We start from the raw sequence: 20,150 nt of genomic DNA, 5'->3' as shown, positions 1-20,150 counted from the left end.
CCAAATGCGCAAAACTATTCTTATAACAGGCGCGAGTTCAGGTCTCGGTGAAGGGATGGCCCGTGAGTTTGCTAAACATGGCCGCAATTTAGCATTGTGCGCGCGTCGCACTGAGCGGCTCGATGGGCTCAAGCAAGAACTGGAACTACAGTACCCAGATATAAAAATTAGCGTAAAAGCGCTCGATGTGAATCAACATGACGATGTGTTCCGCGTGTTTAAGGAGTTTCAAGTTGAATTCGGAACGCTCGACCGAGTTATCGTTAACGCAGGTATGGGTAAGGGGGCTTCACTAGGTACCGGCTACTTTCATGCCAACGTGCAAACGGCGCAAACCAACTTTGTGGCAGCACTTGCTCAATGTGAAGCTGCTTTGGAGATTTTTCGTGCACAAAACAGTGGGCATTTGGTTACCATTAGCTCCATTAGTGCGCTACGCGGCATGCCGCGTGCAATGACAGTTTATGCAGCAACCAAAGCCGGTTTGTTAGCATTAACCGAGGGTATTCGGGCTGATCTTATTAAGTCGAAGTCACCGATTAAAGTTAGCGCGATTTTGCCGGGCTACATACGGTCAGAAATTAATGAAAAAGTTAAAAATACACCGTTTATGATCGATACTGAAACCGGGTGTCGAAAATTAGTCAAAGCTATCGAAAAAGAGCCGGTGCAAGCGTACGTGCCGAGTTGGCCGTGGGCTTTAATCGGATTTCTGATGAAACGCTTACCATTGACATGGGTGATGAAGCTCGGTTAAAGCGGGCAGTCATCTTCGCGTTGGGTGGTGACGCTAATGGTATTTGGCAGATTGTTGGCGTCACGATAAATCACCGAGTTTTTCGCGATATTTAAATCGCCGCGGCTATGGCCGTGGTGAATTACCAGTTCGCCTGAACGCTGCCACGACACACTTAAACAATCCCCCTGTTCAGCAGTAGCAATACGCAACCAATCATTGCTTGATGGCTCAAATAACCATATCTCGTAGCCTTTCCAAGCGGCTTTGTTCGCACCGCGTTGACACTGATACACGTGAATTTCTGCAGCATTGTCGGCAGTAGTAATTAGTTGTATGGACTGGCAATTCGCAACAGTTGGCGGATCAGGTTCAAATACCGTGAGCTTGTAAATCAAAACTGCCGTAAACAGCACAGCGAGCGTAATTCCGGCTGCTAAAAACCACAAACCAAGGCTGCGTGTAAAATTTCGTACTGCGCGAATAAGTCCCATTACGTCGCCTTTTTACTGGTGTAGTGACTGACTTGTCCGAAACGTTCGTGACCTGAGTCCCAATCACTTTGGGCTTGTTCAACCCGCTGTTGCGACGCGCTTACAAAATTCCACCACATTTTAACAGGCTGTTCAAAAGCTTCACCGCCAAGCACCAGAATTTCAGTATCGGCGCTTAGCTCAATGACAATATGGCGTCGACTGCTGCCCAGACTGATAAGTTGATGCGCCCGAACTGTTTTATCAAGTAGCTCAATTTGTCCTCGAACCACATAAATCCCGTATTCAAAATCACGATCAAGATGAACTTCAATGGCAGTGACGCGCGGTGTACTGAGCATCAAGGCAAGTGCTGGGCTAAAACTTAATGCTGGACTCGTCCAGCGCCTATCATTAGCAGCATAAGAGCCAATAATGAGGGTTGCAGTACAGTCACCGATACTAAACTTCGGCACCTGCTGATAATGGTCAAACCGCGGTTCCGTTTGCTCGTGTTCTGGAGGAAGCGCACACCACAGCTGCAACCCATGCAGTGGTTGATCGGGATTATGATCAGCAACTTCAGCATGACTAATTCCGCGCCCTGCCGTCATTAAGTTGAGTTGACCGCTGCGTAATGGCTGTTCGTAACCTAAACTATCTTGATGCAACAGTTGACCTGAGAACAGCCAAGTAATGGTTTGCAGGCCTATATGTGGATGCGGTGCAATATCGAACTTGCGATAATCTGCGGGTGCGACTGGGCCAAAATGGTCGAGAAAACACCAGGGGCCAATCATGCGGATGGCACGTTGAGGGAGTATGCGATGAATCAAGAGTTGCGGTGTGAGTTGGCGTTGCAGCGATGAATGCACACTTGCATCGTGTTGCAAGTGTTCTGACTCACAGGTTTCAATTGTAGTTTCCTGAGCTGATCGGGTCATAACAGCCTCATGATTCCGCTATTTAAAAAAGACGCATACATGCTTTTGAGCAGTATGGCATCGCCCCATACAATAGTCGAATATAATACAAGAGCACTTCCGTAGCGCGATAGATTTCAGTAAGGTGTATGCACACCTCAAGGAGATAAAAATGATTTATCCTTTGCTGTTAGCTGTAATTGGCTTCGCCGCCATGTTAAGCGGCGTTTGGGAGCAGAACCTTACCACCATTATGGTGGGAATAGTCATGCAATTAGTGGGCTGGGTATGGTTTTTCATAGCCTGGCGAAAAGAGAAAAAACAGGGGCAAACGCACAAAAATGAAAACAACTAGTGCAACACGAATCAGTGCTCTCGCAATAATTATAGCGGGGGTTTTATTAGCCGTTTTAGCACCAGCGGGCGAAACGGTGTCAAGTTATCGCCGGTTAGGCGTTGTTTTACTGGTTGTTGGCGCGGTGTGGTTGCTTCGGCAAAAACGTCCAGAGGCGCAACGCGAGGCTAACCAACAACCGTTTCAACAACCCGTATTAAAATGGTATCAATCCCCGATTTTTTGGGTACCTGTTATTGCGGCCATTATCGCCTTGCTATCGTGGTTAATGCTATAGCCCTTGGATTTAAGGAAACACTATGTCAGTAACGACGCGATTAGTTATTTTGGCCGGCCTAGTCGGCTTACTGTTCTATAATGCGACGGAGCAACAATTGTGGGCTGTTATTATCGATTGGCAGCTGGGCTGGTACAAACTTGGCGTACCGCTTGCGTGGGGGGTCATTTTAGGCGCTTTGGTGAATCTTTTAGGCGGCACCGTCTTAATCAAGTGGTTAGAGCCAATAACTTTCGTGGCAGCCTCACTGGTTACGCTCGGGTTAACCGGCAGTGCGGCTATTTATGGCGCACATCAAGTATCTGGGTTAGTGATTGTGCCGCTGTCGATAAGTAGTATTGGTGTTGGCATGTATTTGTTTGCCTACAGCTATGCACGGTTTACCGGAGCACGCTCCAGCGAAAAGGCAAAGGAAGCGGTTGATAAGAAACCATGATTAAACTGAATTGTGACATGGGTGAGAGCTTTGCGGCTTGGACTATGGGCGACGATAGTGCTGTGATGCCACATATTGATATGGCTAATATTGCCTGTGGATTTCATGCCGGTGGGCCGGCAATTATGGCTCAAACCATTAACTTAGCCCTTGAGCACGATGTGACGATCGGGGCGCACCCAGCCTATCCTGATTTAGCGGGCTTCGGCCGCCGCACCTTGCATTTCAGTGCACCGGAATTAAAGGCTATTTTGCATTACCAAATTGGTGCAATGCAGGCGCTCTGCGACCATGCCGGTGCTGAACTGAGCTATGTGAAGCCCCACGGCGCGTTGTATAACGACATGCAGCGTGACCAAGAATTGTTTGAGCTGGTATGCCGGGTTATGGCAGAGGTCAATCAAAACCGATTTGCGAAGTCGCAGCAACCGGCGTTGTATTTATTAACACTAGCCAAGGCAGATAACAGTGTTCAGCAACGAATTGCTGCAGAGCATCAGGTGAATTTATGTTTTGAAGCGTTCGCGGATAGACGTTACGAAGCTGACGGCAGTTTGCGTTCGCGCCATTATGCTGATGCAGTGCTTACCGAGCGTGATGAGATTCTTGCGCAAGCGATTGCGTTCGCGCGAGGGCAGTCAATTGCTGCTGCAGACGGCTCAGCATTAACATTGGCGCCGGATACACTTTGTGTGCATGGCGATAATCCGGAGTCTATTGCAACTGTGGTGGCAATCCGCCAAGCGTTGTTCGAGGCGTGAAGGTGCAAGCTCGAGTCGAAGTGGCCGCACTTGATGCGGCTATGGTGGTTTTTGAAGCTCGGGTTGATAAAGCCATCAATCAACGGGTGCACGCCTTCCGTGCGAGCGTTTTAGCCGGTAATCCTCCGTGGTTAGTTGATGTCGTTGCGGCTTATCACACATTAATGGTTGTCTACGATGTGCAAACTACCGAGTATGCAGTTGTTGAACGCTTTCTGAATCAACAATTGCATGGGGTAAATAATCAGGAGCTTGCGCACACAGGCACCTTGCATGAATTTAAAGTTTGCTACGATGCCGATTTGGGCATGGATTTAACGCGCGTAAGTGAATTAACTGGGCTTAGCACGTCGGCAATAATTGAACACCATAGTGCGCCTACCTACCATGTTTACACCATCGGATTTGCTCCTGGCTTTGCGTACCTCGGTGACGTTACGGAAAGCTTGCAGGTGCCGCGGCAAAGTACACCACGAGCTAAAGTTCCAGCCGGCAGTGTTGCCATTGCAAATCAGCAAACAGCAATTTACCCGCGTCCGTCTCCCGGCGGATGGAATCTCATTGGTCGGGTTGCCGGTTGGCAGTTTGAGACTGGACTAACCATGCGAGCTGGGGATCAAGTGAAATTTATACCAATTAGCCGCGCTGAGTACGACCAGCTTGAACAACAGGCGAGAGAGCGGGCGAATGACTGACATGAATAAGTGGCTAACGTCATCGAAACCTGGCCTGCAAATTGAACAGCCGGGCCTGCTAACCACGCTGCAAGATTGGGGAAGGTTTGGGCAACTGGCACAAGGAGTCACGCGAGGCGGGCCGATTGATGAGCGCGCATTTTTGTGGGGCAATAAACTGCTCGGTAATAAGGCAACCGCAGCGCAGCTAGAAATCACGCTAGGCGACTTGACGGTAACGGCATTGAACGCAGGCTTTTGGGTAGTGTGTGGCGCGCCAGTTGAGGTGACCAAAAACGACCAGCCGCAACCTACTTGGCAGGTTTTTCCTGTTGCAGAAGGCGATACAGTGACCATTGCGGCACCTCCGCGTGGGCTGCGAAGTTACTTGGCGGCAGCTGGTGGTATTCGAGCTAAGCAGGTGCTTGGCTCGGTCGCGACGGTAATGCGTGATGGGTTAGGGGGCTTACAAGGCGATGGACGGCCCTTAAAACATGGCGATACCTTAAATGTTGGTGAGTTTGCACAGCAGCAAGTGGTTGCTCATCGGCGCCCCAAACACGCGTTTATCCCGCGTATATCGGCCACCTCAACCCTTGAACTTGGTGTGATTCTGGTTGCTCAACATGGGCAATTTTCTGAAACCGAAAGAGCAAAATTTTTCGAACAAACTTTTGCGGTTACTGCCAAGCAAGACCGTATGGGTGTTCGGTTACATACAGACCAGCCACTCACTTGGTCGCATGGTGAAATTATTTCTGAACCGCTGCCTATTGGGGCTATTCAGGTTCCGCCTGATGGGCAGCCAATCATTATGCTCAATGATTGCCAGACGCTTGGTGGCTATCCGAAAATAGGTGTATTGAGGTGGTCCGCGCGAATGGCACTCGCGCAAGCAACTGCAGGCACTCAAATTCGCTTTGTACGCACCGAGTTAAGCGAAGCTCAAGAGGAAGTAAAGCAAGCCTTTCGGTTTTTTAACTTGAGCGTATAGGCCTTGCGCAGTCTGGCAGAAACTGCGATCATAGCGCCCACTTTATCGAATTAGAATTGGAGTACAGGTATCCATGGCCGCAGACATGGCAGCAAACGCGCCGCGCAGTAATTTTATCCGCCAAATTATCGACCAAGATCTTGCCAATGGTAAGCATCAAATGGTGCACACGCGCTTCCCACCAGAGCCAAATGGCTTTTTGCATATAGGCCATGCTAAGTCCATTGTGCTGAATTTCGGCATTGCGCAAGACTACCACGGCACGTGCAACCTGCGTTTCGACGATACCAATCCGCTGAAAGAAAAAGTGGATTATGTAAACTCAATTCAAGCCGATGTGAAATGGTTAGGCTACAGCTGGGAAGGTAAACCGCGTTATTCGTCGGATTACTTTGACCGGTTGCATGGTTATGCGGTTGAACTTATAGAAAAAGGTTTGGCGTACTGTGATTTTTCAAGCCAGGAAACCATGCGTGAACTGCGCGGCACCTTAAAAGAGCCGGGCAAGAATAGTCCATACCGTGACACAGCCATCGAAGAAAACCTTAAAATATTTGCTGATATGACAGCGGGCAAATACCAAGAGGGTGAAGTGTGCCTGCGCGCTAAAATTGATATGAGCTCGCCGTTCATGTGTATGCGTGATCCGGTAATTTACCGCGTGCGTTTTGCCCACCATCATCAAACCGGTGATAAGTGGTGTGTGTATCCAATGTATGACTTCACGCACTGTATCTCGGATGCGATTGAAGGCATCACGCATTCGTTGTGTACGCTTGAATTCCAAGACAATCGCCGTTTGTATGACTGGGTACTGGATAACATCAGCATTGATTGTCATCCACAGCAAATCGAATTCTCACGCTTAAACCTACAGTACACCGTAATGAGTAAGCGTAAGCTTCATTTACTGGTTGAAGAAGGCAAGGTGAGTGGTTGGGATGATCCGCGTATGCCAACTATTGCGGGCATGCGTCGTCGCGGCTATACGCCGGCATCGGTGCGCGAGTTTTGCCACCGCATTGGCGTAACCAAAATGGATAATCAGGTTGAAATGAGTATGCTTGAAGCCTGTATTCGTGACGAACTCAATCAAGATGCGCCGCGTGCTATGGCCGTTCTTGATCCTGTGCGTTTGGTCATCGAAAATTACCCGGAAGAACATGAGCAACAGCTCAATGCACCAAACCACCCAAATAATGAAGCCATGGGTACGCGCCAAGTGCCGTTTGCTCGTGAAATTTTGATTGAACGTGAAGATTTTCGTGAAGAAGCGAATAAAAAATATAAGCGTTTGGTACTCGGTAAAGAAGTGCGGTTGCGTAACGCATACGTAATTAAAGCGGAACGCGTTGATAAAGATGCGGAAGGCAACATTACCACCATTTACTGTACTTATGATCCGGAAACCTTGGGAACTGACCCCGCAGATGGCCGTAAAGTAAAAGGCGTGATTCATTGGGTTGCTGCAGCTCACGCTGTGCCATGTGAATTTCGTATGTACGATCGTTTATTCCAAGTGCCTAATCCCGGTGCGGAAGAAGACTTTTTCAGTACGTTGAATCCGGCTTCATTGCAAATTAAACATGGCTTTGTTGAGCCAAGTTTAGCAAAAGCGGCGCCAGAAAAGGCCTATCAGTTTGAGCGTATCGGCTACTTTTGTGCGGACAGTCAGGATAGCCACGAAGGCAACTTGGTGTTCAATCAAACTGTTGGCCTACGCGATACGTGGTCAGAGAGTGAAGCAGCCGCTTAAGGTGACTAGCGACGACGCGCAAGGTTGCTTTACCCATAGTGAGCATGCCAAAATCCCTAGTAGTTCCATGCTACTAGGGATTTTTTAATGCCAATAAAAGATTTGACTGAACGTTATAGTAACCTCACTGCCGCGCAATTGCGGGAGCGGCTCTATTGCTTAGAGACTGTGGTTTCGAAGTCAAAAATTGGCGTTTGGCAGTTGTGTGTAGCTACCGGTAAGCTTTCAGTAAATCAATACTTCGCTGAATTGCTCGGGCTTACATGGCATCCTGAATTAGCACTTACTTTTGACGATGTGCTCAAGATTATTCATCCTGACGATCGCCAGAGCGCTAAAAATCAGTTTAAACAATATCTCGCTGGGAAAAACCGCGATTTTGAAGTGGAATTTCGAGTTCAATTTGCTGACGGCAGTTGGCATTGGGTTCGCGATATTGGCGCCGTAGTAACTTTACAAGCCGATGGGCAAGCAGAGAAAATCGTTGGGTCTTGGTTTGATGTGAACGACATGGTTGAATCAAGCCAACGGCTGCGCAAGATAACTCGAACCATTCCCGGCGTTATCTATGAATTTGAGCTTTATCCAGACGGCAGCATGCGCTTTCCCTATTCAAGTGAAGGGATTAGCGACATCGCAGGGGTTTCGCCGGAACAAATTCGTGATGATGCGAGTGTGCTCTTTAGCCTGATCCATCCTGATGACATAAGCAAAGTTCAACACAGCATCTTAGAGTCAGCTCAGTCGCTCACGGAATGGTTTTGCGAGTACCGTTTGATCAAAGGTGATAGCGAACGCTGGTTAACGGGCTATGCCGTTCCTGAGCGCGATGATGCGTCCGGTGTGGTTCGTTGGTATGGGCAAATTGTTGATACGACTGCTGATAAAGAGCTCGAGCTGGAGTTACTTGAAAGTAAGATCACGTTAGAAAAAGCACAGGAACTTGGCAATATTGGTTACTGGCGAGCAGACTTAACTACGGGTGAGTTGGCGTGGTCGGACGAAATATTTCGTATTTTCGGGCTCGATAAGGAACACGTAAAGCCAACGATTGAAGTTTTTGATCGGGCTATTTATCCCGATGATTTCAAAGCAGTAAAAGCCAGCATGGAACGCGCCCGTGAATCCGGCATTCATGACGTGGAGCATCGCATTGTGCGCGCAGATGGCGAGATTCGATGGGTACACGAATTAGCAGGTTTTCGGGGCGATGACAGCCGCGATGTGATGATAGGTACTATTCGCGATGTGACCGAGCAAAAGCTTTACCAGCGTGAGCTGGAGCGCCTGAATGTGACCGACGAATTGACGAAAGTGAACAACCGTCGGTTTTTTATCGCTAGCCTGGAACGTGAGCTAAAATCGATTGTAGCCGCATCCCGAATCTGCGTTGCGATTGTCGATATCGATTACTTTAAAATCATTAACGATCAATACGGCCACGCCGAGGGCGATTTGGTTCTGAAAACTGTATCTGCGTTTATTAATGAACAGTTGCGTCCTGGCGATGTATTTGCACGTATCGGTGGGGAAGAGTTCGCATTGTTATTGCACCGGGTTGAAGGTGCGGATGCGAAACGCCGCTTAAATGCAATTCGCCAATTAATCAGTGAGCTGGCGTTTTGCCATAATGGTGAAAGCTATCAAGTAACCGCAACCATTGGCATGACGATGCTGAACCCGCAAGATACCCGCGATGATGTTTTACACCGTGCTGACGAAGCGTTGTATCGCGGTAAACGGGACGGGCGAAACTGTGTGGTGTGGTCAGAAGTCGACTAAAAACGCGACACTGTTGTCGCGCTTATTGACTAGTCAGCGTCAGCTTCCAGATTATTGGCACACGTTTCAGGGGTTTTGCATTCGCCGTAAAGGTACAAACTATGATTGGTAAGTTTGATGTTGTTGGCTTCTGCAACCTGCAACTGGCGCTGCTCGATGACGTCGTCTTCAAACTCAAATACGTGGCCACAGGTTAAGCAAACGAGATGATCATGGTGATCTTTCGCGCTTAATTCGAACACGGAACGACCGCCTTCAAAATGGTGCCGACTTACAATTCCCGCGTCATCAAATTGGTTGAGTACACGATAAACTGTCGCAAGACCAATTTCTTCGTTGTTCTCGAGTAAGATTTTATACACGTCTTCAGCGCTAATATGCTGATTGTTTGGGTTCTTCAGAATCTCGAGAACTTTAATCCGTGGCGACGTGACCTTGAGGCCTGCTTTTTTTAGTTGTAATTCGTCTTTGCTGCTCATGATATCTTCGCTGTGAGTGGTTTATTAACGCTTAGCCTAATTGGTCTAAGCCCATTTCATCACGAATTTGTGCACACCACTTCTGTACACGTTCTTTAGTTAACTCAGGTTGACGGTCTTCATCAATGCCCAAGCCTACAAAATGGTTGTCATCTACTAGAGCGCGTGATGCGTCAAACTCATAGCCATCTGTTGGCCAGTGACCAATGATGATACCGCCACGTGCTTCAACAATATCACGGATAGTGCCCATGGCATCTAAAAAGTATTCAGAGTAATCTTCTTGATCACCGCAACCGAAGATAGCAATCAATTTGTTATTGAAGTCTATTTCTTCGAGTTCAGGGAAGAAATCGTCCCAATCACATTGGGCTTCACCGTAATACCAAGTAGGGATGCCAAACATGAGCAAATCATACGACGCGATGTCTTCTTTGCTTGACTTTGCGATATCAAATACGTCGATTAGATGCTTGCCTAAATCTTTTTGGATCATCTGCGCGACAGCTTCAGTGTTTCCCGTGTCGCTACCGAAAAATATACCTACACTTGCCATAGAATCGTACTACCTGCTCTAGAGAATTAAAGACCTGCTTCCCAGAATGCTTGAATAATGCCTTTCGCAATAAAGCCAGCGCATCCTAAAAATAGAACTAACCAAACAAACCAACGACCAAACTTAGGAACATCGCCTTTCTTTAAAACATCTTGAATTGCTAACCCAATAAGTACAAATAATATTGCAATAGCAAAGTTGGTACCTAGGGTTTCAATCAATTCATAATGTTCTGACAGCATAACAGCAACACCCGATGTATGGTTGTTTATATGATTTCAAAAGAACGCAGAGTATAGCATGCTGCGTGCCTAGGTGCGAGAATGATTCTCAATGAAGGCGCGTGCCAGCCGGTTGAAAATGCGCGGTTTTTCGGCGTGAAGCCAATGGCCTGTTCCTTCAATAATTTTTACTTCTACGTTATTAAATCGCCCCTTTATTTCGTCGGTATGCGCTGTCGCTAAATAATCAGAATCGCCGCCCTTGATGAATAATATAGGGCCGTCGTAGCTCCCTTGCCGCACCGCTCCCGATATTTCCTCATAACAACTGTTTAAGGTGTCAAGGTTAATGCGCCAGGTGTAATGCCCGTCTTCTCGGCTAAGGTTCTTTAATAAAAATTGGCGCACACCACGGGTGTCAATGTGTTGCGCAAGTTGTTTATCGGCATCGGCGCGATTGCTAACGGTACTCAAATCGATAGCTTTTAAAGCATCGAGAATGTGTCGATGTTTTGGATCGTAAGCCACTGGCGAGATATCTGCCGCAATAACGCTGCGCGCGCGCTTCGGGTAGGTAAGTGCGAATTCCATCGCTATTTTTCCACCCATTGAATGTCCGACAATATGCGCTGACTCAATGTTCAGGGCGTCGAGCGTTGCGGCCAAATCCGCTGCCATATCGGCGTAATTCATATGGTCGCTATGAAATGAATCGCCATGATTGCGCGCGTCAACTAGGATGACTTGAAAATCAGCGCTTAAATCGCGACCTAGCCCTTTAAGATTATCCAAGTCACCGAATAATCCGTGCAATAAAACCACTGGCTCGCCACTGCCAAGAACTTCATAGTTAAGAATCTGTGCTGTGCTCATATTGATTTCCTGTACCCTAGCGTGTGCTTGGGTATAATAGCGTGCAGAACATGTGTCTTAAAGCACCAACCCTTGTTTAAATCAAAAGCTAAACTAAACGCTAACAAAAAGTGATCGGGTGATGACCAAACGCATTGAAATAGATGACGAATTATACCGCTATATTGCTAGCCACACACAACATATCGGTGAGAGTGCTTCGGCCATATTACGCCGCTTGCTTGGCTTGTCTGTTGCTGAAGTAGCAACGGGGCAACCGGTGATAGCAATTCCAGAAGCAACGGATGAAGAAACTAGTGCAGGTATAACCGGCCGCAGTATCTTTGATGTGATGACCCGTGCAGACCTTGCTGGGCAACGCAGTATTGTGGCGCGCTTTCTCTACATTTTGAGCATGCTGTACAAATGCCATGCCAATCAATTCGACAGCGTGCTGCAAATTAGCGGACGTGATCGTCAGTATTTTGCCAAAACGGAAGCCGAACTTGAGGCTTCGGGCACAAGCACCAATCCAAAACAAATTCCTGAAGCACCGTATTACGTTGTGACGAATAACAATACCACGCGGAAAAAATCCATGCTGACGCAAGTTGCGCAGGAATTGGGCTATTCGCAGGAACAAGCTGAAAAAATAAGGGACTTTCTATAATGGCTTTGCATCCACGCGCCGGACAGCCGGCTGTTGCCGCTGATTTAACTAACATTGCGCAGCTTGTAAGCGCCTATTTCGTGAATGAAGTTGACCCGCGCAACCGCGCTCAGAAAGTGAAGTTTGGAACGTCAGGTCACCGCGGTTGTGCTTTTGATAGTTCGTTCAATGAAGCTCATATTTTAGCAATTAGCCAAGCTTTGGTGGCCTATCGTGAAGAGCAGGGAATCACTGGGCCGTTGTTGTTGGGGCGTGATACTCATGCATTGTCAGAAGCGGCTTATATGACAGCGCTGGAAGTCTTTATTGGCAACGGCATTGAAGTGCATATTCAAACCGATGATGGTTATACCCCGACACCTGTGGTCAGTCATGCAATATTGCGCTATAACCGCAACCGTAGCGACGGCTTGTGTGATGGGGTGGTCATAACACCGTCTCATAACCCGCCGACTGACGGCGGCTTCAAATACAATCCACCGCATGGCGGGCCGGCCGATACGAACGCAACGCGAACCATCGAAAAATACGCCAATGCGTTGTTATCATCGCAGTTGATGGGTGTTAACGCGGTGACGTACGCAGAAGCACGAGCCAGTGACAAATTGAAGCAAGTCGATTGGCGTAAGGACTATATTGAGAGTCTTGATGACGTGATTGATATGTCGGCGATAGCTGCAGCTAACCTTCGTATTGGTGTCGATGCTATGGGTGGTGCAGGAGCCAGTTACTGGGCGCTAATTGCTGAACATTATAAATTAAATATTGACGTTCATAATGCTGATGTTGATGCCAGCTTTAGGTTCATGACCCTCGACAAAGACGGCAAGATTCGTATGGATTGCTCATCGCCATACGCCATGGCAAGTCTGGTGAAATTAAGAAATGACTATGACATCGCCTTAGGCAATGACCCTGATTACGACCGTCACGGTATTGTTACCCCCACACATGGCTTGATGAATCCAAACCATTACCTCGCAGTGGCTATTGATTACTTGTGCAGTCATCGTACTTGGTCAAAAGAATTAGCAATCGGTAAAACCTTAGTTTCAAGCGCAATGATTGATCGGGTGGTAAACAACTACCAGCGTCCACTGCGTGAAATGCCAGTTGGCTTTAAATGGTTTGCACCAGAACTGTTTGCCGGAACCACAGCCTTTGGTGGTGAAGAAAGTGCGGGCGCTAGTTTCCTCGATAAAGAAGGACAGCCTTGGTCAACGGATAAAGACGGCATTATTTTGGCATTGTTGGCCGCAGAAATTTGTGCCAAAACGGGTAAGAATCCAAGCCAATATTATGATGGTTTGTGTGAGGAATATGGCACAGCTTATTATCGTCGTATTGATGTCACGTCGTCGGCAGAAATGAACGCAGGATTTGCAGGTATTCGCGGTTATAAACTTAAACTGACTGAATTAGCAGGCGATGAAGTTACTGCAATCATGACCAAGGCGCCGGCCAACGACGCCATTATTGGCGGCGTGAAAGTGACGACAGCAAATGGTTGGTTTGCGGCTCGCCCTTCAGGCACCGAGCCAGTTTATAAAATTTATTGTGAAAGCTTTGTCAGCGAAGCTCACCTTGATGAACTTGCCGAACAAGCGCAGCAACTGGTTACCAGTTGGCTGCAGGCTTAGGCATTTGCGTTAGGCTGTTGCGATTCCGCTTCAGCCTCTTCTTCTTCGATCATGTGAGCTTGCTCATCCGCAAGGGTTGTTAGTAGCTCATCTGAAGTCTGCGTTGGCCCCAGCATGGCGTATGCACTGTGAGACTGATCGTCTGCTTTGGGACGCTTGGTAATGCGATACAGCGAGTACGCGCACACAAAGCTGGTCATGACCATAATCAGCAAGAAGAAGTAGTTTACTGCACCAAACTGCATGAGTGCGGCCACCGCAGGCGCGCCAATAATTGAACCGATACCACCAACTTTAATGATGGCACCTGTGGCTCCAACCATTTGATCTTTTTCTAAGTAGTCGTTGGTATGTGCCATGCCCAGTGAATAAAGGGGCAGAGCACAGGCACCGAATAAGGTGACACAAACATATATCAGCCAGGCGCCAGAGGCATCAAGCTGTGACAAGATAAAGGCCATAATTGCAGCAGTGCCGGCACAGCCTGCCATCATAATGCGCCGATCTATCCGGTCAGATAGCAGACCGATTGGCGCTTGCGCTAACATACCACCAAGAATAAAGGCGGCCATGAAGTAAGATACCTGGGCCACCGACAATCCAATATACGTGGCGTACATGGGGCCTATACCGTAAAACATAGCGTAACAAGCCTGCATGATGAATGCATTGACCATGCCTAACGGCACCAATTGCAGTAAGCTGCGAATTGGCACTTTGCGCGATTCATGGGTGGTTGGTTCAACGGTAACACTAATTAAAATAGGAATAAGTGCAAAGTTGATGAGTAGTGCAACCAAGGCGAAAGCAACAAACCCAGCCGGATCGGTAATACCCAGAATAAGTTGTCCAGCAACCAAACCGCCATAGATTAGAACCAGATAAACAGAGAGCAAGGTGCCTCGGTTTTTGTTGTCAGCCATGGTATTTAGCCAACTTTCAACAATCACGAAGATTGCGGAAATGGCAAAACCCGTTAAAAACCGCATAACGAACCAAACAATAGGGTCAACCCAAATGGCTTGAATTAAAATGGATGCTGCCGCGAGCGCTGCAAGGCCACCAAATGCTCGAATATAACCGACGCGGCGAATATCTTTCGGAGCGCGGCTGGTACCAAACAAAAAGCCAATGAAGTACGCTGACATGATAATACCGGTTGTCAGCGTGCCGAAATTCTCAATTGTCGCGCGTAAACTCAACAAGGTGCTGGTCATGCCGGTGCAGATACCAATAAGTGTAATACTGGTGAGCAGTGAGCTGATGGCGCGCAATTGTTGCTTCAGCATAATGAGCAATCCTTGAATTTATGCGGTATGTTTACGCGCAAGTTTATCACGTTGCCAGAAATACGGAAACGCCAAGAGGTTATCCACAGCTTGTTACTTGCTACGCTGCAAACGGCTGTTTATGATGAGCACAAGATGTTGCTATGAGGTGGCTATGCGAACGCCAAAAGTTGTAATTTTAGTCAGTGCTCTGCTGCTTGTATGTACGTTGAAACCCGTGCAGGCTGCAGTGGAACTTAAACAGTTGTATCAAGCCCGAGTGGCTGTGACCAGTCAAACTGTGGGCGAGCGTAGCGAAGGCTTACGTCAGGCTCTCACTGACACTTTATTGAAGGTTTCAGGCGACGATACTGTACTTGAGCACCCGTCAGTGGAGCTTGCATTGCAAAATGTGCGTAATTTTGTGGTTCAGTATGGTTATCAACAAGAAGGCGAAGCATTGCACTTGTGGGTGCAGTTTGATCAACCCCAAATTGATCGCGTGATTCAAGAAGCTGGCTCGGGTATTTGGAGTAGCTTACGCCCAGAATTATTGTTTTGGATTGTGGAAGAAAATGAAGATTTGCAGCGCAATATTCTCGGTGCAGGTGATGAACGTGCATTGATTGAAACGCTGCGACAAACAGCAGAAAACCGTGGTTTACCAATCAAGCTACCATTATTGGACTTAAACGATACCATGACCCTGTCGGTTGTTGACGTCTGGGCACGGTTTGATGATCGCATCGATTTCGCGAGTAGCCGATACGACGCCGATGGTGTGGTTGTGGCGCGTGCCTATCAGGCCGACCGAGCGGTTACCGATGACAGATGGATGCTTGATTGGACGCTTAAATTAGGCGATATCCGTTGGCGCGGTGTGGTTTCGGCAATGGAAAAAAGTGAGCTTGGCCACTTGATGGTTGCCGATATAACGCAGCAAGTCTCAAAGCGTTATCGTATTGGGACCAATGCCGCGATGGCGGGGCAATGGCGCATTAAAGTTCGTGAGCTAACTCAGTTTATGGATGTGCTTAAAGCTGAAGAATTATTACTTGCTTTGCCGTCGGTAGCGCGGGTGCAGTTACTCGAATACGGTGAACATCAAGCTGAGTTTGAGCTCTTCATTCAAACCGATGCTGCACAGATCATGCAGGCAATCGATATTAATAGAGCATTTGAGCCCATCAATACCGATCAGCGTACAGAGTTTGAAGCCCCTGTGTACCGATGGAGCAAATCTTGAGTGCGATAGCGCAACTGCCGTTGGCAGTGCAGTTACCTGATGACGAAACGTTTGCGACCTATGTGTGTGGCGACAACCTTGAGTTAGTTCAGGTGCTACAGCAGCAACAGCAGGGCTTAATTTACTTGTGGGGGGGCGCTGGCGTTGGCAAGAGCCATTTATTGCACGCATTGTGTGCGCAAACCACGCAACCGGCAATGTATCTGCCACTTGGTGAACTCAAAGATCAGATGCAGCCGCAGGTGTTGCAAGGTTTAGAACATTACCCACTGTTGTGTCTGGATGACGTGGATGCGATTGCAGACAACGAAAACTGGTGTTTGGAATTGTTTGCGTTATTGAATCGCGTCAAAGACTATGGCACCGGAGTTATTATAGTGACCGCGCATAGCGCTCCTCGCACATTGCAAGTTGCTATCGCTGATGTGCATTCGCGCTTACAGTGGGGGGTGGCATTGCAGGTCAAGCCATTAAGTGACGAAGATAAAGCACAGGCCCTGCAACGTCGCGCGAAAACTTTTGGCTTGAACTTAGGTGACGAAACGGCGCAATTTATGGTGCAACGCCTTGGTCGCGATATGCGTGGGCTGATGAACTGCTTGGCCCGATTAGATCGGGCCTCAATTGCAGCAAAACGTCGCCTGACGATTCCGTTTGTCAAAGACGTATTGGCTATTTAATCTTCTTTTTTAAGCTTCTTCAGGCCTAGGCCCAGTGCGCGACCTTGACGACGCGCGTACCAGGTGCAACCTACAAAGGCACCTGTGGTTAATACAAGTTCTGCAATCGCAAAGCCTCTATCTGCTGGCGCAACATAAAGAACTGTTAAGCTATGCAAGTAATACCACATCAGAATAAAGTTAGCCCACGCATAGGTGTAAGGTTTACCACGCAACATGCCGGGTAGTGCAAAAAGTAATGGCACAACCCACAGGCCAACGCGAAAGCCTAGACTGAATTCACTGTCAGTTTGACACCAAACTTGCCAGATAATCATCAGAACTAACAAACCAATGTAGCTTGCCAACGCTAAAAATCGAATGTTCTTGGTGGACTCTTCAGGGTTCATAAATTTCCTTGCTCGCGTTCAGTAATTAATGCGCGTGCAGCGTGTGTCACGCGTTTGCCAAGTGCCACTGCCGCTTGATATTCGTGTGTACTTAATTTAATACCTTGCCCATGTTCGACATGACTTGCGCCATAGGGTGAACCGCCTGTTGTGGTTTGCTGAATAGCAGGTTCAGTGTAGGGGATACCGCATAACATCATGCCGTGATGAAGCAGGGGGACCCCCATTGCCAGCAACGTGGACTCTTGGCCACTGTGCATACTACTACCCGATGTAAATACTGCAGCGGGTTTACCTTGCAATTGTCCTTTTAACCACGTGGCACTGGTTTGTTCCCAAAATTGTTGCAGGCTGCTGGCCATATGACCAAAGCGTACGGGACTCCCCATAATCAAACCGTCACACTGGGCGAGATCGTCCACTTCAATGCTTAGGTCGCGATTGCTTGCGGGTTCGCCACCACCGGATACCGTTCGCAATAGAGCATCGCCTTGTGCCTGTTGCACCCCAGTGGCTATAGCGTCTGCCAACTGTTGTGTGGCACCATTACGGCTGTAATAGAGGATTAATACTTTAGGCGTCATGCTTCGATAACCTCAAGTACGGCCTCGGGCGGACGGCCCAAACGCGCTTGATCACCCACCACTACAATTGGACGTTCAATTAACTTTGGATTGTCAACCATGGCCTGCAGTAGCTTGGTTTCATCAGTTTCATTAGCTAAGTCCAGCGCTTTATAAGCTTCTTCTTTGGAACGAATCAATTCTCGCGCAGAAACACAGCCTAACTGTTTTACCAAGGTTTGTAATTCTGTCAAACTAGGTGGAGATTTTAGATATTCAACAATAGTTGGTTGAATGTTGTGTTGTTCCAATAATTGTAATGTTTGGCGGCTTTTTGAGCAGCGTGGGTTGTGGTAAATAGTTACCGATGCCATGGCTTAGAATCCTCCAGAAAATAAAGCAATAGCTTAAGGGAAAGTCTATGCGTTGTCGATTTTTGCCAGTTGTTTTACTTGCCTCAGTGGCGTTTGTAAGTGGTTGTCAGCCTGCGCCAGACTTCCATACCGATACGGCTGGTGCTCATTCGTGGGAACAACTGCAAGGTAACTATGTGGTGGTGAACTATTTTGCGGAATGGTGTGCACCTTGTTTACGTGAGTTGCCTGAGCTGAATGAATTCCACGAGGAATACGGCGACAAGGTGAAATTGTTTGGGGTAAGTTTTGATGGGTTAGATAACGCAGCACTAGCCAAGCTTCGCGAAGATTACCAAATACAATTTCCACTGATTCAAAACGAACCGTTACCGGCACTGCCTTTCCCACAACCGAATATGCTGCCAGCAACCTATGTGATAACGCCGGAAGGTGAAGTGAAAGGGCCACTGTTGGGCGAGCAAACGATATCGAGCTTAGCTGCAGCAACCAAACTTGAACATGAGTAGCAGCGAATCAAAGTTAAGAATTGAGGCTTTGTAACAGTTGCTTTTGTGACATGAGCTGCTCAATGCGCGCTTGTAACCGACGCCGCTCGAGCTCCAGACCACTTTGCTTATGCGCTTTGTGTAGGTGATCAATGGCTTGATCAAAGGCGCCATGCAAGGCCGCCAATTCAGCTTGGGTTTCATGCATGGCACTGATATTGCCGTTTAGGCGGTAGGCCGTTCCGAGCAGATCAAGTGCCAGTACATGTTTCTCATTTTTCTGTAAGTAATCCCGCAATAGCGCAATCGCTAATTCGTACTTCTTGCTTTCGACTGCAGCGTTCGCAAAGTTGATGGTAATGGTCTGCTCGTTAGGTTGCCGTATATAGGCATTCTCAAGCAGCGCCAACGCTTCATCGTTACGCGACTGCGCCAATAGAACATCGGTTTGTACGTCGATATAAAATGTATTGAGGGGCTCAGCCTTTAATAATGGCGCCAGCACTGTTTCTGCCTCTTCAGCACGTCGATTATCGAGCAGTACAATAGCAAGCGCATACTGGGCTGCCTTCTTTATGAGCGGGCTTTCGGCATCATCAATTTGTCGGCGTAGCTCAACTTCACTGAGTGATTTTATGTACCGCGCTTCAATTCGGTATTTTGCTAATAAAAATGAAGTTGGGTCACGCACCACTGGGGTCGGCATTGACTCTGCGCGGGCACGCATATCGGCCAGTCGATTTTCACTATACGGGTGAGTAAGCAAAATTTCAGGCGGGCGCGACATATAACGATATTTTTCGGTCAAGCGTCCGAAAAAGTCAGGCGAACCCATCGGGTCAAAGCCGGAGCGGGCCAGAATGCTGAGACCGACACGGTCGGCTTCTTGCTCAAATTGACGGGTGTAGTTAATTTGCATTTGTTGCGAAACACCCATGGTGCCGGTTAACGCGGCCATACCCAGTTGTGGGTTAATCACCGCAAGAATAACGGCACCGAGCATTGCAGCCATGGTGGTGGGGGAGGCGTTCGACATGCGTTCCATGTTACGCACAATATGCCGTTGGGATACGTGTGCAACTTCATGCGCCAACACTGCAGCAAGTTCAGATTCGGTGCGAGCCTCAGAAATTAAACCGGTATGGACACCTACGTAGCCACCGAAGAACGCGAAGGCGTTGATTTCACTCTGATTAACCCAGAAGAAGCTAAAGGGGAAGCGTACACCGTCAGCTTCACGAACCATGCGCGAGCCGAGATCACGCAAGTACTCATCAAGCACAGGATCGTTCACAAGAGGCGCCATAGCGCGCAGCTGGCGCATGTACATGTCGCCATAAATGCGTTCACGTTCAATGGTCATGACCGAGGCGCCAGCTGTACCAATTTCTGGCAAGCGTTCCTGAGCATAACTGCTTGAACTAACTGCGATACTTACACCGAGTGCAACTGCGGCGAATTTTCCCAATAACTGCTTCATCGTTCGCGCCTAAATAACCTGATGCTAAGAGTATAAAATTGTGAAAAGGTTCCCGTTTTAATGGTGCAACACTGTAA

The 20,150-nt window shown here is 48.0% G+C and carries 25 protein-coding genes; 14 read left to right on the top strand and 11 right to left on the bottom strand.

Translation table 11 applies throughout. The features are described 5' to 3' along the window. Positions 1-4: 4 nt before the first annotated feature. Positions 5-757: an SDR family oxidoreductase gene (locus EGC76_RS04715; protein WP_128351859.1), complete on the top strand. Its 753-nt coding sequence runs from the start codon at positions 5-7 to the stop codon at positions 755-757. Here EGC76_RS04715 and EGC76_RS04710 read toward each other — a convergent pair. Both EGC76_RS04710 and EGC76_RS04705 read right to left on the bottom strand, forming a co-directional pair. Next, a complete protein-coding gene (locus EGC76_RS04710; RefSeq protein ID WP_128351858.1) occupies positions 754-1,230 on the bottom strand; it encodes a hypothetical protein in 477 nt (158 codons plus the stop codon). The genes EGC76_RS04715 and EGC76_RS04710 overlap by 4 nt on opposite strands. Further along, complete coding sequence (locus EGC76_RS04705; RefSeq protein WP_128351857.1) at positions 1,230-2,153, bottom strand: pirin family protein; 924 nt, start codon at positions 2,151-2,153, stop codon at positions 1,230-1,232. The genes EGC76_RS04710 and EGC76_RS04705 overlap by 1 nt, the downstream gene beginning before the upstream one ends. A gap of 151 nt (positions 2,154-2,304) precedes the next feature. On the opposite strand from EGC76_RS04705, the gene EGC76_RS04700 reads away from it, so the two are divergent. The 8 genes from EGC76_RS04700 to EGC76_RS04665 all read left to right on the top strand — a co-directional run bounded on the left by EGC76_RS04700 (position 2,305) and on the right by EGC76_RS04665 (position 9,167). Continuing rightward, entirely contained in the window at positions 2,305-2,487 is a 183-nt protein-coding gene (locus EGC76_RS04700) for a hypothetical protein (protein ID WP_128351856.1), read from the top strand. Further along, positions 2,474-2,764, top strand: coding sequence for a hypothetical protein (locus EGC76_RS04695; RefSeq protein WP_128351855.1), 291 nt, complete (start codon positions 2,474-2,476; stop codon positions 2,762-2,764). The genes EGC76_RS04700 and EGC76_RS04695 overlap by 14 nt, the downstream gene beginning before the upstream one ends. 22 nt (positions 2,765-2,786) lie before the next feature. Continuing rightward, the gene (locus EGC76_RS04690; RefSeq protein WP_128351854.1) at positions 2,787-3,200 is read left to right on the top strand and encodes a hypothetical protein; all 414 of its coding nucleotides are present in this window, start codon (positions 2,787-2,789) and stop codon (positions 3,198-3,200) included. Then, positions 3,197-3,961, top strand: a complete 765-nt coding sequence (locus EGC76_RS04685) for a 5-oxoprolinase subunit PxpA (protein WP_128351853.1) — start codon at positions 3,197-3,199, stop codon at positions 3,959-3,961. The genes EGC76_RS04690 and EGC76_RS04685 overlap by 4 nt, the downstream gene beginning before the upstream one ends. A 2-nt stretch (positions 3,962-3,963) precedes the next feature. Further along, positions 3,964-4,656 carry a 5-oxoprolinase subunit PxpB gene (gene pxpB / locus EGC76_RS04680; RefSeq protein ID WP_128351852.1) on the top strand — a complete coding sequence of 231 codons (693 nt, stop codon included), beginning with the start codon at positions 3,964-3,966 and terminating at the stop codon, positions 4,654-4,656. Position 4,657: 1 nt separating this feature from the next. Then, positions 4,658-5,629 (top strand): 5-oxoprolinase subunit C family protein, encoded by a 972-nt coding sequence (locus EGC76_RS04675; RefSeq protein WP_164876793.1) that lies wholly within the window; start codon positions 4,658-4,660, stop codon positions 5,627-5,629. 85 nt (positions 5,630-5,714) lie between these two features. Beyond that, entirely contained in the window at positions 5,715-7,385 is a 1,671-nt protein-coding gene (glnS, locus tag EGC76_RS04670; protein WP_128352094.1) for a glutamine--tRNA ligase, read from the top strand. Positions 7,386-7,472: 87 nt separating this feature from the next. Further along, positions 7,473-9,167, top strand: coding sequence for a sensor domain-containing diguanylate cyclase (locus EGC76_RS04665; RefSeq protein ID WP_128351850.1), 1,695 nt, complete (start codon positions 7,473-7,475; stop codon positions 9,165-9,167). A gap of 29 nt (positions 9,168-9,196) precedes the next feature. Here the strand turns inward: EGC76_RS04665 and fur are convergent, their stop codons facing one another. From fur to EGC76_RS04645, 4 genes are all read right to left on the bottom strand, one after another. Then, the gene (gene fur, locus EGC76_RS04660) at positions 9,197-9,646 is read right to left on the bottom strand and encodes a ferric iron uptake transcriptional regulator (protein ID WP_128351849.1); all 450 of its coding nucleotides are present in this window, start codon (positions 9,644-9,646) and stop codon (positions 9,197-9,199) included. Between the two features lie 31 nt (positions 9,647-9,677). Beyond that, positions 9,678-10,202: a flavodoxin FldA gene (gene fldA, locus EGC76_RS04655; protein WP_128351848.1), complete on the bottom strand. Its 525-nt coding sequence runs from the start codon at positions 10,200-10,202 to the stop codon at positions 9,678-9,680. 26 nt (positions 10,203-10,228) lie between these two features. Next, entirely contained in the window at positions 10,229-10,444 is a 216-nt protein-coding gene (locus tag EGC76_RS04650; RefSeq protein ID WP_128351847.1) for a DUF2788 domain-containing protein, read from the bottom strand. A 69-nt stretch (positions 10,445-10,513) separates the two neighbouring features. Beyond that, positions 10,514-11,296 (bottom strand): alpha/beta fold hydrolase, encoded by a 783-nt coding sequence (locus EGC76_RS04645; RefSeq protein ID WP_128351846.1) that lies wholly within the window; start codon positions 11,294-11,296, stop codon positions 10,514-10,516. 121 nt (positions 11,297-11,417) lie between these two features. Here EGC76_RS04645 and seqA point away from each other — a divergent pair, with 121 nt between their 5' ends. Both seqA and pgm read left to right on the top strand, forming a co-directional pair. Next, on the top strand, positions 11,418-11,945 hold the full coding sequence (gene seqA / locus EGC76_RS04640; protein ID WP_128351845.1) for a replication initiation negative regulator SeqA: 528 nt from the start codon (positions 11,418-11,420) through the stop codon (positions 11,943-11,945). Further along, entirely contained in the window at positions 11,945-13,585 is a 1,641-nt protein-coding gene (gene pgm, locus EGC76_RS04635; protein ID WP_128351844.1) for a phosphoglucomutase (alpha-D-glucose-1,6-bisphosphate-dependent), read from the top strand. The genes seqA and pgm overlap by 1 nt, the downstream gene beginning before the upstream one ends. Here the strand turns inward: pgm and EGC76_RS04630 are convergent. Next, positions 13,582-14,874 (bottom strand): MFS transporter, encoded by a 1,293-nt coding sequence (locus tag EGC76_RS04630; protein WP_128351843.1) that lies wholly within the window; start codon positions 14,872-14,874, stop codon positions 13,582-13,584. The genes pgm and EGC76_RS04630 overlap by 4 nt on opposite strands. A 154-nt stretch (positions 14,875-15,028) precedes the next feature. On the opposite strand from EGC76_RS04630, the gene EGC76_RS04625 reads away from it, so the two are divergent. After that, complete coding sequence (locus EGC76_RS04625; RefSeq protein ID WP_164876792.1) at positions 15,029-16,099, top strand: DUF2066 domain-containing protein; 1,071 nt, start codon at positions 15,029-15,031, stop codon at positions 16,097-16,099. Then, complete coding sequence (hda, locus tag EGC76_RS04620) at positions 16,096-16,779, top strand: DnaA regulatory inactivator Hda (protein WP_246013900.1); 684 nt, start codon at positions 16,096-16,098, stop codon at positions 16,777-16,779. Before EGC76_RS04625 ends, hda begins: the two co-directional genes overlap by 4 nt. Here the strand turns inward: hda and EGC76_RS04615 are convergent. Genes EGC76_RS04615 through arsC form a run of 3 tightly spaced genes read right to left on the bottom strand, consistent with a single transcriptional unit; the run spans position 16,776 to position 18,105 of the window. Further along, complete coding sequence (locus EGC76_RS04615; RefSeq protein WP_128351840.1) at positions 16,776-17,168, bottom strand: DUF2069 domain-containing protein; 393 nt, start codon at positions 17,166-17,168, stop codon at positions 16,776-16,778. The two genes, hda and EGC76_RS04615, sit on opposite strands and share 4 nt — an antisense overlap. Further along, positions 17,165-17,752 (bottom strand): flavodoxin family protein, encoded by a 588-nt coding sequence (locus EGC76_RS04610; RefSeq protein ID WP_128351839.1) that lies wholly within the window; start codon positions 17,750-17,752, stop codon positions 17,165-17,167. The genes EGC76_RS04615 and EGC76_RS04610 overlap by 4 nt, the downstream gene beginning before the upstream one ends. Then, positions 17,749-18,105, bottom strand: coding sequence for an arsenate reductase (glutaredoxin) (gene arsC / locus EGC76_RS04605; protein WP_128351838.1), 357 nt, complete (start codon positions 18,103-18,105; stop codon positions 17,749-17,751). Before arsC ends, EGC76_RS04610 begins: the two co-directional genes overlap by 4 nt. Before the next feature lie 47 nt (positions 18,106-18,152). Here arsC and EGC76_RS04600 point away from each other — a divergent pair, with 47 nt between their 5' ends. Next, the gene (locus EGC76_RS04600) at positions 18,153-18,614 is read left to right on the top strand and encodes a TlpA family protein disulfide reductase (RefSeq protein WP_128351837.1); all 462 of its coding nucleotides are present in this window, start codon (positions 18,153-18,155) and stop codon (positions 18,612-18,614) included. 13 nt (positions 18,615-18,627) lie between these two features. Here the strand turns inward: EGC76_RS04600 and bepA are convergent, their stop codons facing one another. Further along, positions 18,628-20,073 (bottom strand): beta-barrel assembly-enhancing protease, encoded by a 1,446-nt coding sequence (gene bepA, locus EGC76_RS04595; protein ID WP_128351836.1) that lies wholly within the window; start codon positions 20,071-20,073, stop codon positions 18,628-18,630. Positions 20,074-20,150 lie beyond the last annotated feature (77 nt).

The organism is Pseudidiomarina gelatinasegens, assembly GCF_004025325.1.
Taxonomy (GTDB): Bacteria; Pseudomonadota; Gammaproteobacteria; order Enterobacterales; family Alteromonadaceae; genus Pseudidiomarina; species Pseudidiomarina gelatinasegens.
The sequence above is the reverse complement of the archived record's forward strand: the minus strand, read 5'-3'. Positions and strand labels throughout refer to the sequence as shown.

Coding starts and splice junctions, on each gene's coding strand:
- EGC76_RS04715 (WP_128351859.1), top strand. CDS start 5: ATGCGCAAAACTATTCTTATAACAGGCGCGAGTTCAGGTCTCGGTGAA.
- EGC76_RS04710 (WP_128351858.1), bottom strand. CDS start 1,230: ATGGGACTTATTCGCGCAGTACGAAATTTTACACGCAGCCTTGGTTTG.
- EGC76_RS04705 (WP_128351857.1), bottom strand. CDS start 2,153: ATGACCCGATCAGCTCAGGAAACTACAATTGAAACCTGTGAGTCAGAA.
- EGC76_RS04700 (WP_128351856.1), top strand. CDS start 2,305: ATGATTTATCCTTTGCTGTTAGCTGTAATTGGCTTCGCCGCCATGTTA.
- EGC76_RS04695 (WP_128351855.1), top strand. CDS start 2,474: ATGAAAACAACTAGTGCAACACGAATCAGTGCTCTCGCAATAATTATA.
- EGC76_RS04690 (WP_128351854.1), top strand. CDS start 2,787: ATGTCAGTAACGACGCGATTAGTTATTTTGGCCGGCCTAGTCGGCTTA.
- EGC76_RS04685 (WP_128351853.1), top strand. CDS start 3,197: ATGATTAAACTGAATTGTGACATGGGTGAGAGCTTTGCGGCTTGGACT.
- EGC76_RS04675 (WP_164876793.1), top strand. CDS start 4,658: ATGAATAAGTGGCTAACGTCATCGAAACCTGGCCTGCAAATTGAACAG.
- glnS (WP_128352094.1), top strand. CDS start 5,715: ATGGCAGCAAACGCGCCGCGCAGTAATTTTATCCGCCAAATTATCGAC.
- EGC76_RS04665 (WP_128351850.1), top strand. CDS start 7,473: ATGCCAATAAAAGATTTGACTGAACGTTATAGTAACCTCACTGCCGCG.
- fur (WP_128351849.1), bottom strand. CDS start 9,646: ATGAGCAGCAAAGACGAATTACAACTAAAAAAAGCAGGCCTCAAGGTC.
- fldA (WP_128351848.1), bottom strand. CDS start 10,202: ATGGCAAGTGTAGGTATATTTTTCGGTAGCGACACGGGAAACACTGAA.
- EGC76_RS04650 (WP_128351847.1), bottom strand. CDS start 10,444: ATGCTGTCAGAACATTATGAATTGATTGAAACCCTAGGTACCAACTTT.
- EGC76_RS04645 (WP_128351846.1), bottom strand. CDS start 11,296: ATGAGCACAGCACAGATTCTTAACTATGAAGTTCTTGGCAGTGGCGAG.
- seqA (WP_128351845.1), top strand. CDS start 11,418: ATGACCAAACGCATTGAAATAGATGACGAATTATACCGCTATATTGCT.
- pgm (WP_128351844.1), top strand. CDS start 11,945: ATGGCTTTGCATCCACGCGCCGGACAGCCGGCTGTTGCCGCTGATTTA.
- EGC76_RS04630 (WP_128351843.1), bottom strand. CDS start 14,874: ATGCTGAAGCAACAATTGCGCGCCATCAGCTCACTGCTCACCAGTATT.
- EGC76_RS04625 (WP_164876792.1), top strand. CDS start 15,029: ATGCGAACGCCAAAAGTTGTAATTTTAGTCAGTGCTCTGCTGCTTGTA.
- EGC76_RS04615 (WP_128351840.1), bottom strand. CDS start 17,168: ATGAACCCTGAAGAGTCCACCAAGAACATTCGATTTTTAGCGTTGGCA.
- EGC76_RS04610 (WP_128351839.1), bottom strand. CDS start 17,752: ATGACGCCTAAAGTATTAATCCTCTATTACAGCCGTAATGGTGCCACA.
- arsC (WP_128351838.1), bottom strand. CDS start 18,105: ATGGCATCGGTAACTATTTACCACAACCCACGCTGCTCAAAAAGCCGC.
- EGC76_RS04600 (WP_128351837.1), top strand. CDS start 18,153: ATGCGTTGTCGATTTTTGCCAGTTGTTTTACTTGCCTCAGTGGCGTTT.
- bepA (WP_128351836.1), bottom strand. CDS start 20,073: ATGAAGCAGTTATTGGGAAAATTCGCCGCAGTTGCACTCGGTGTAAGT.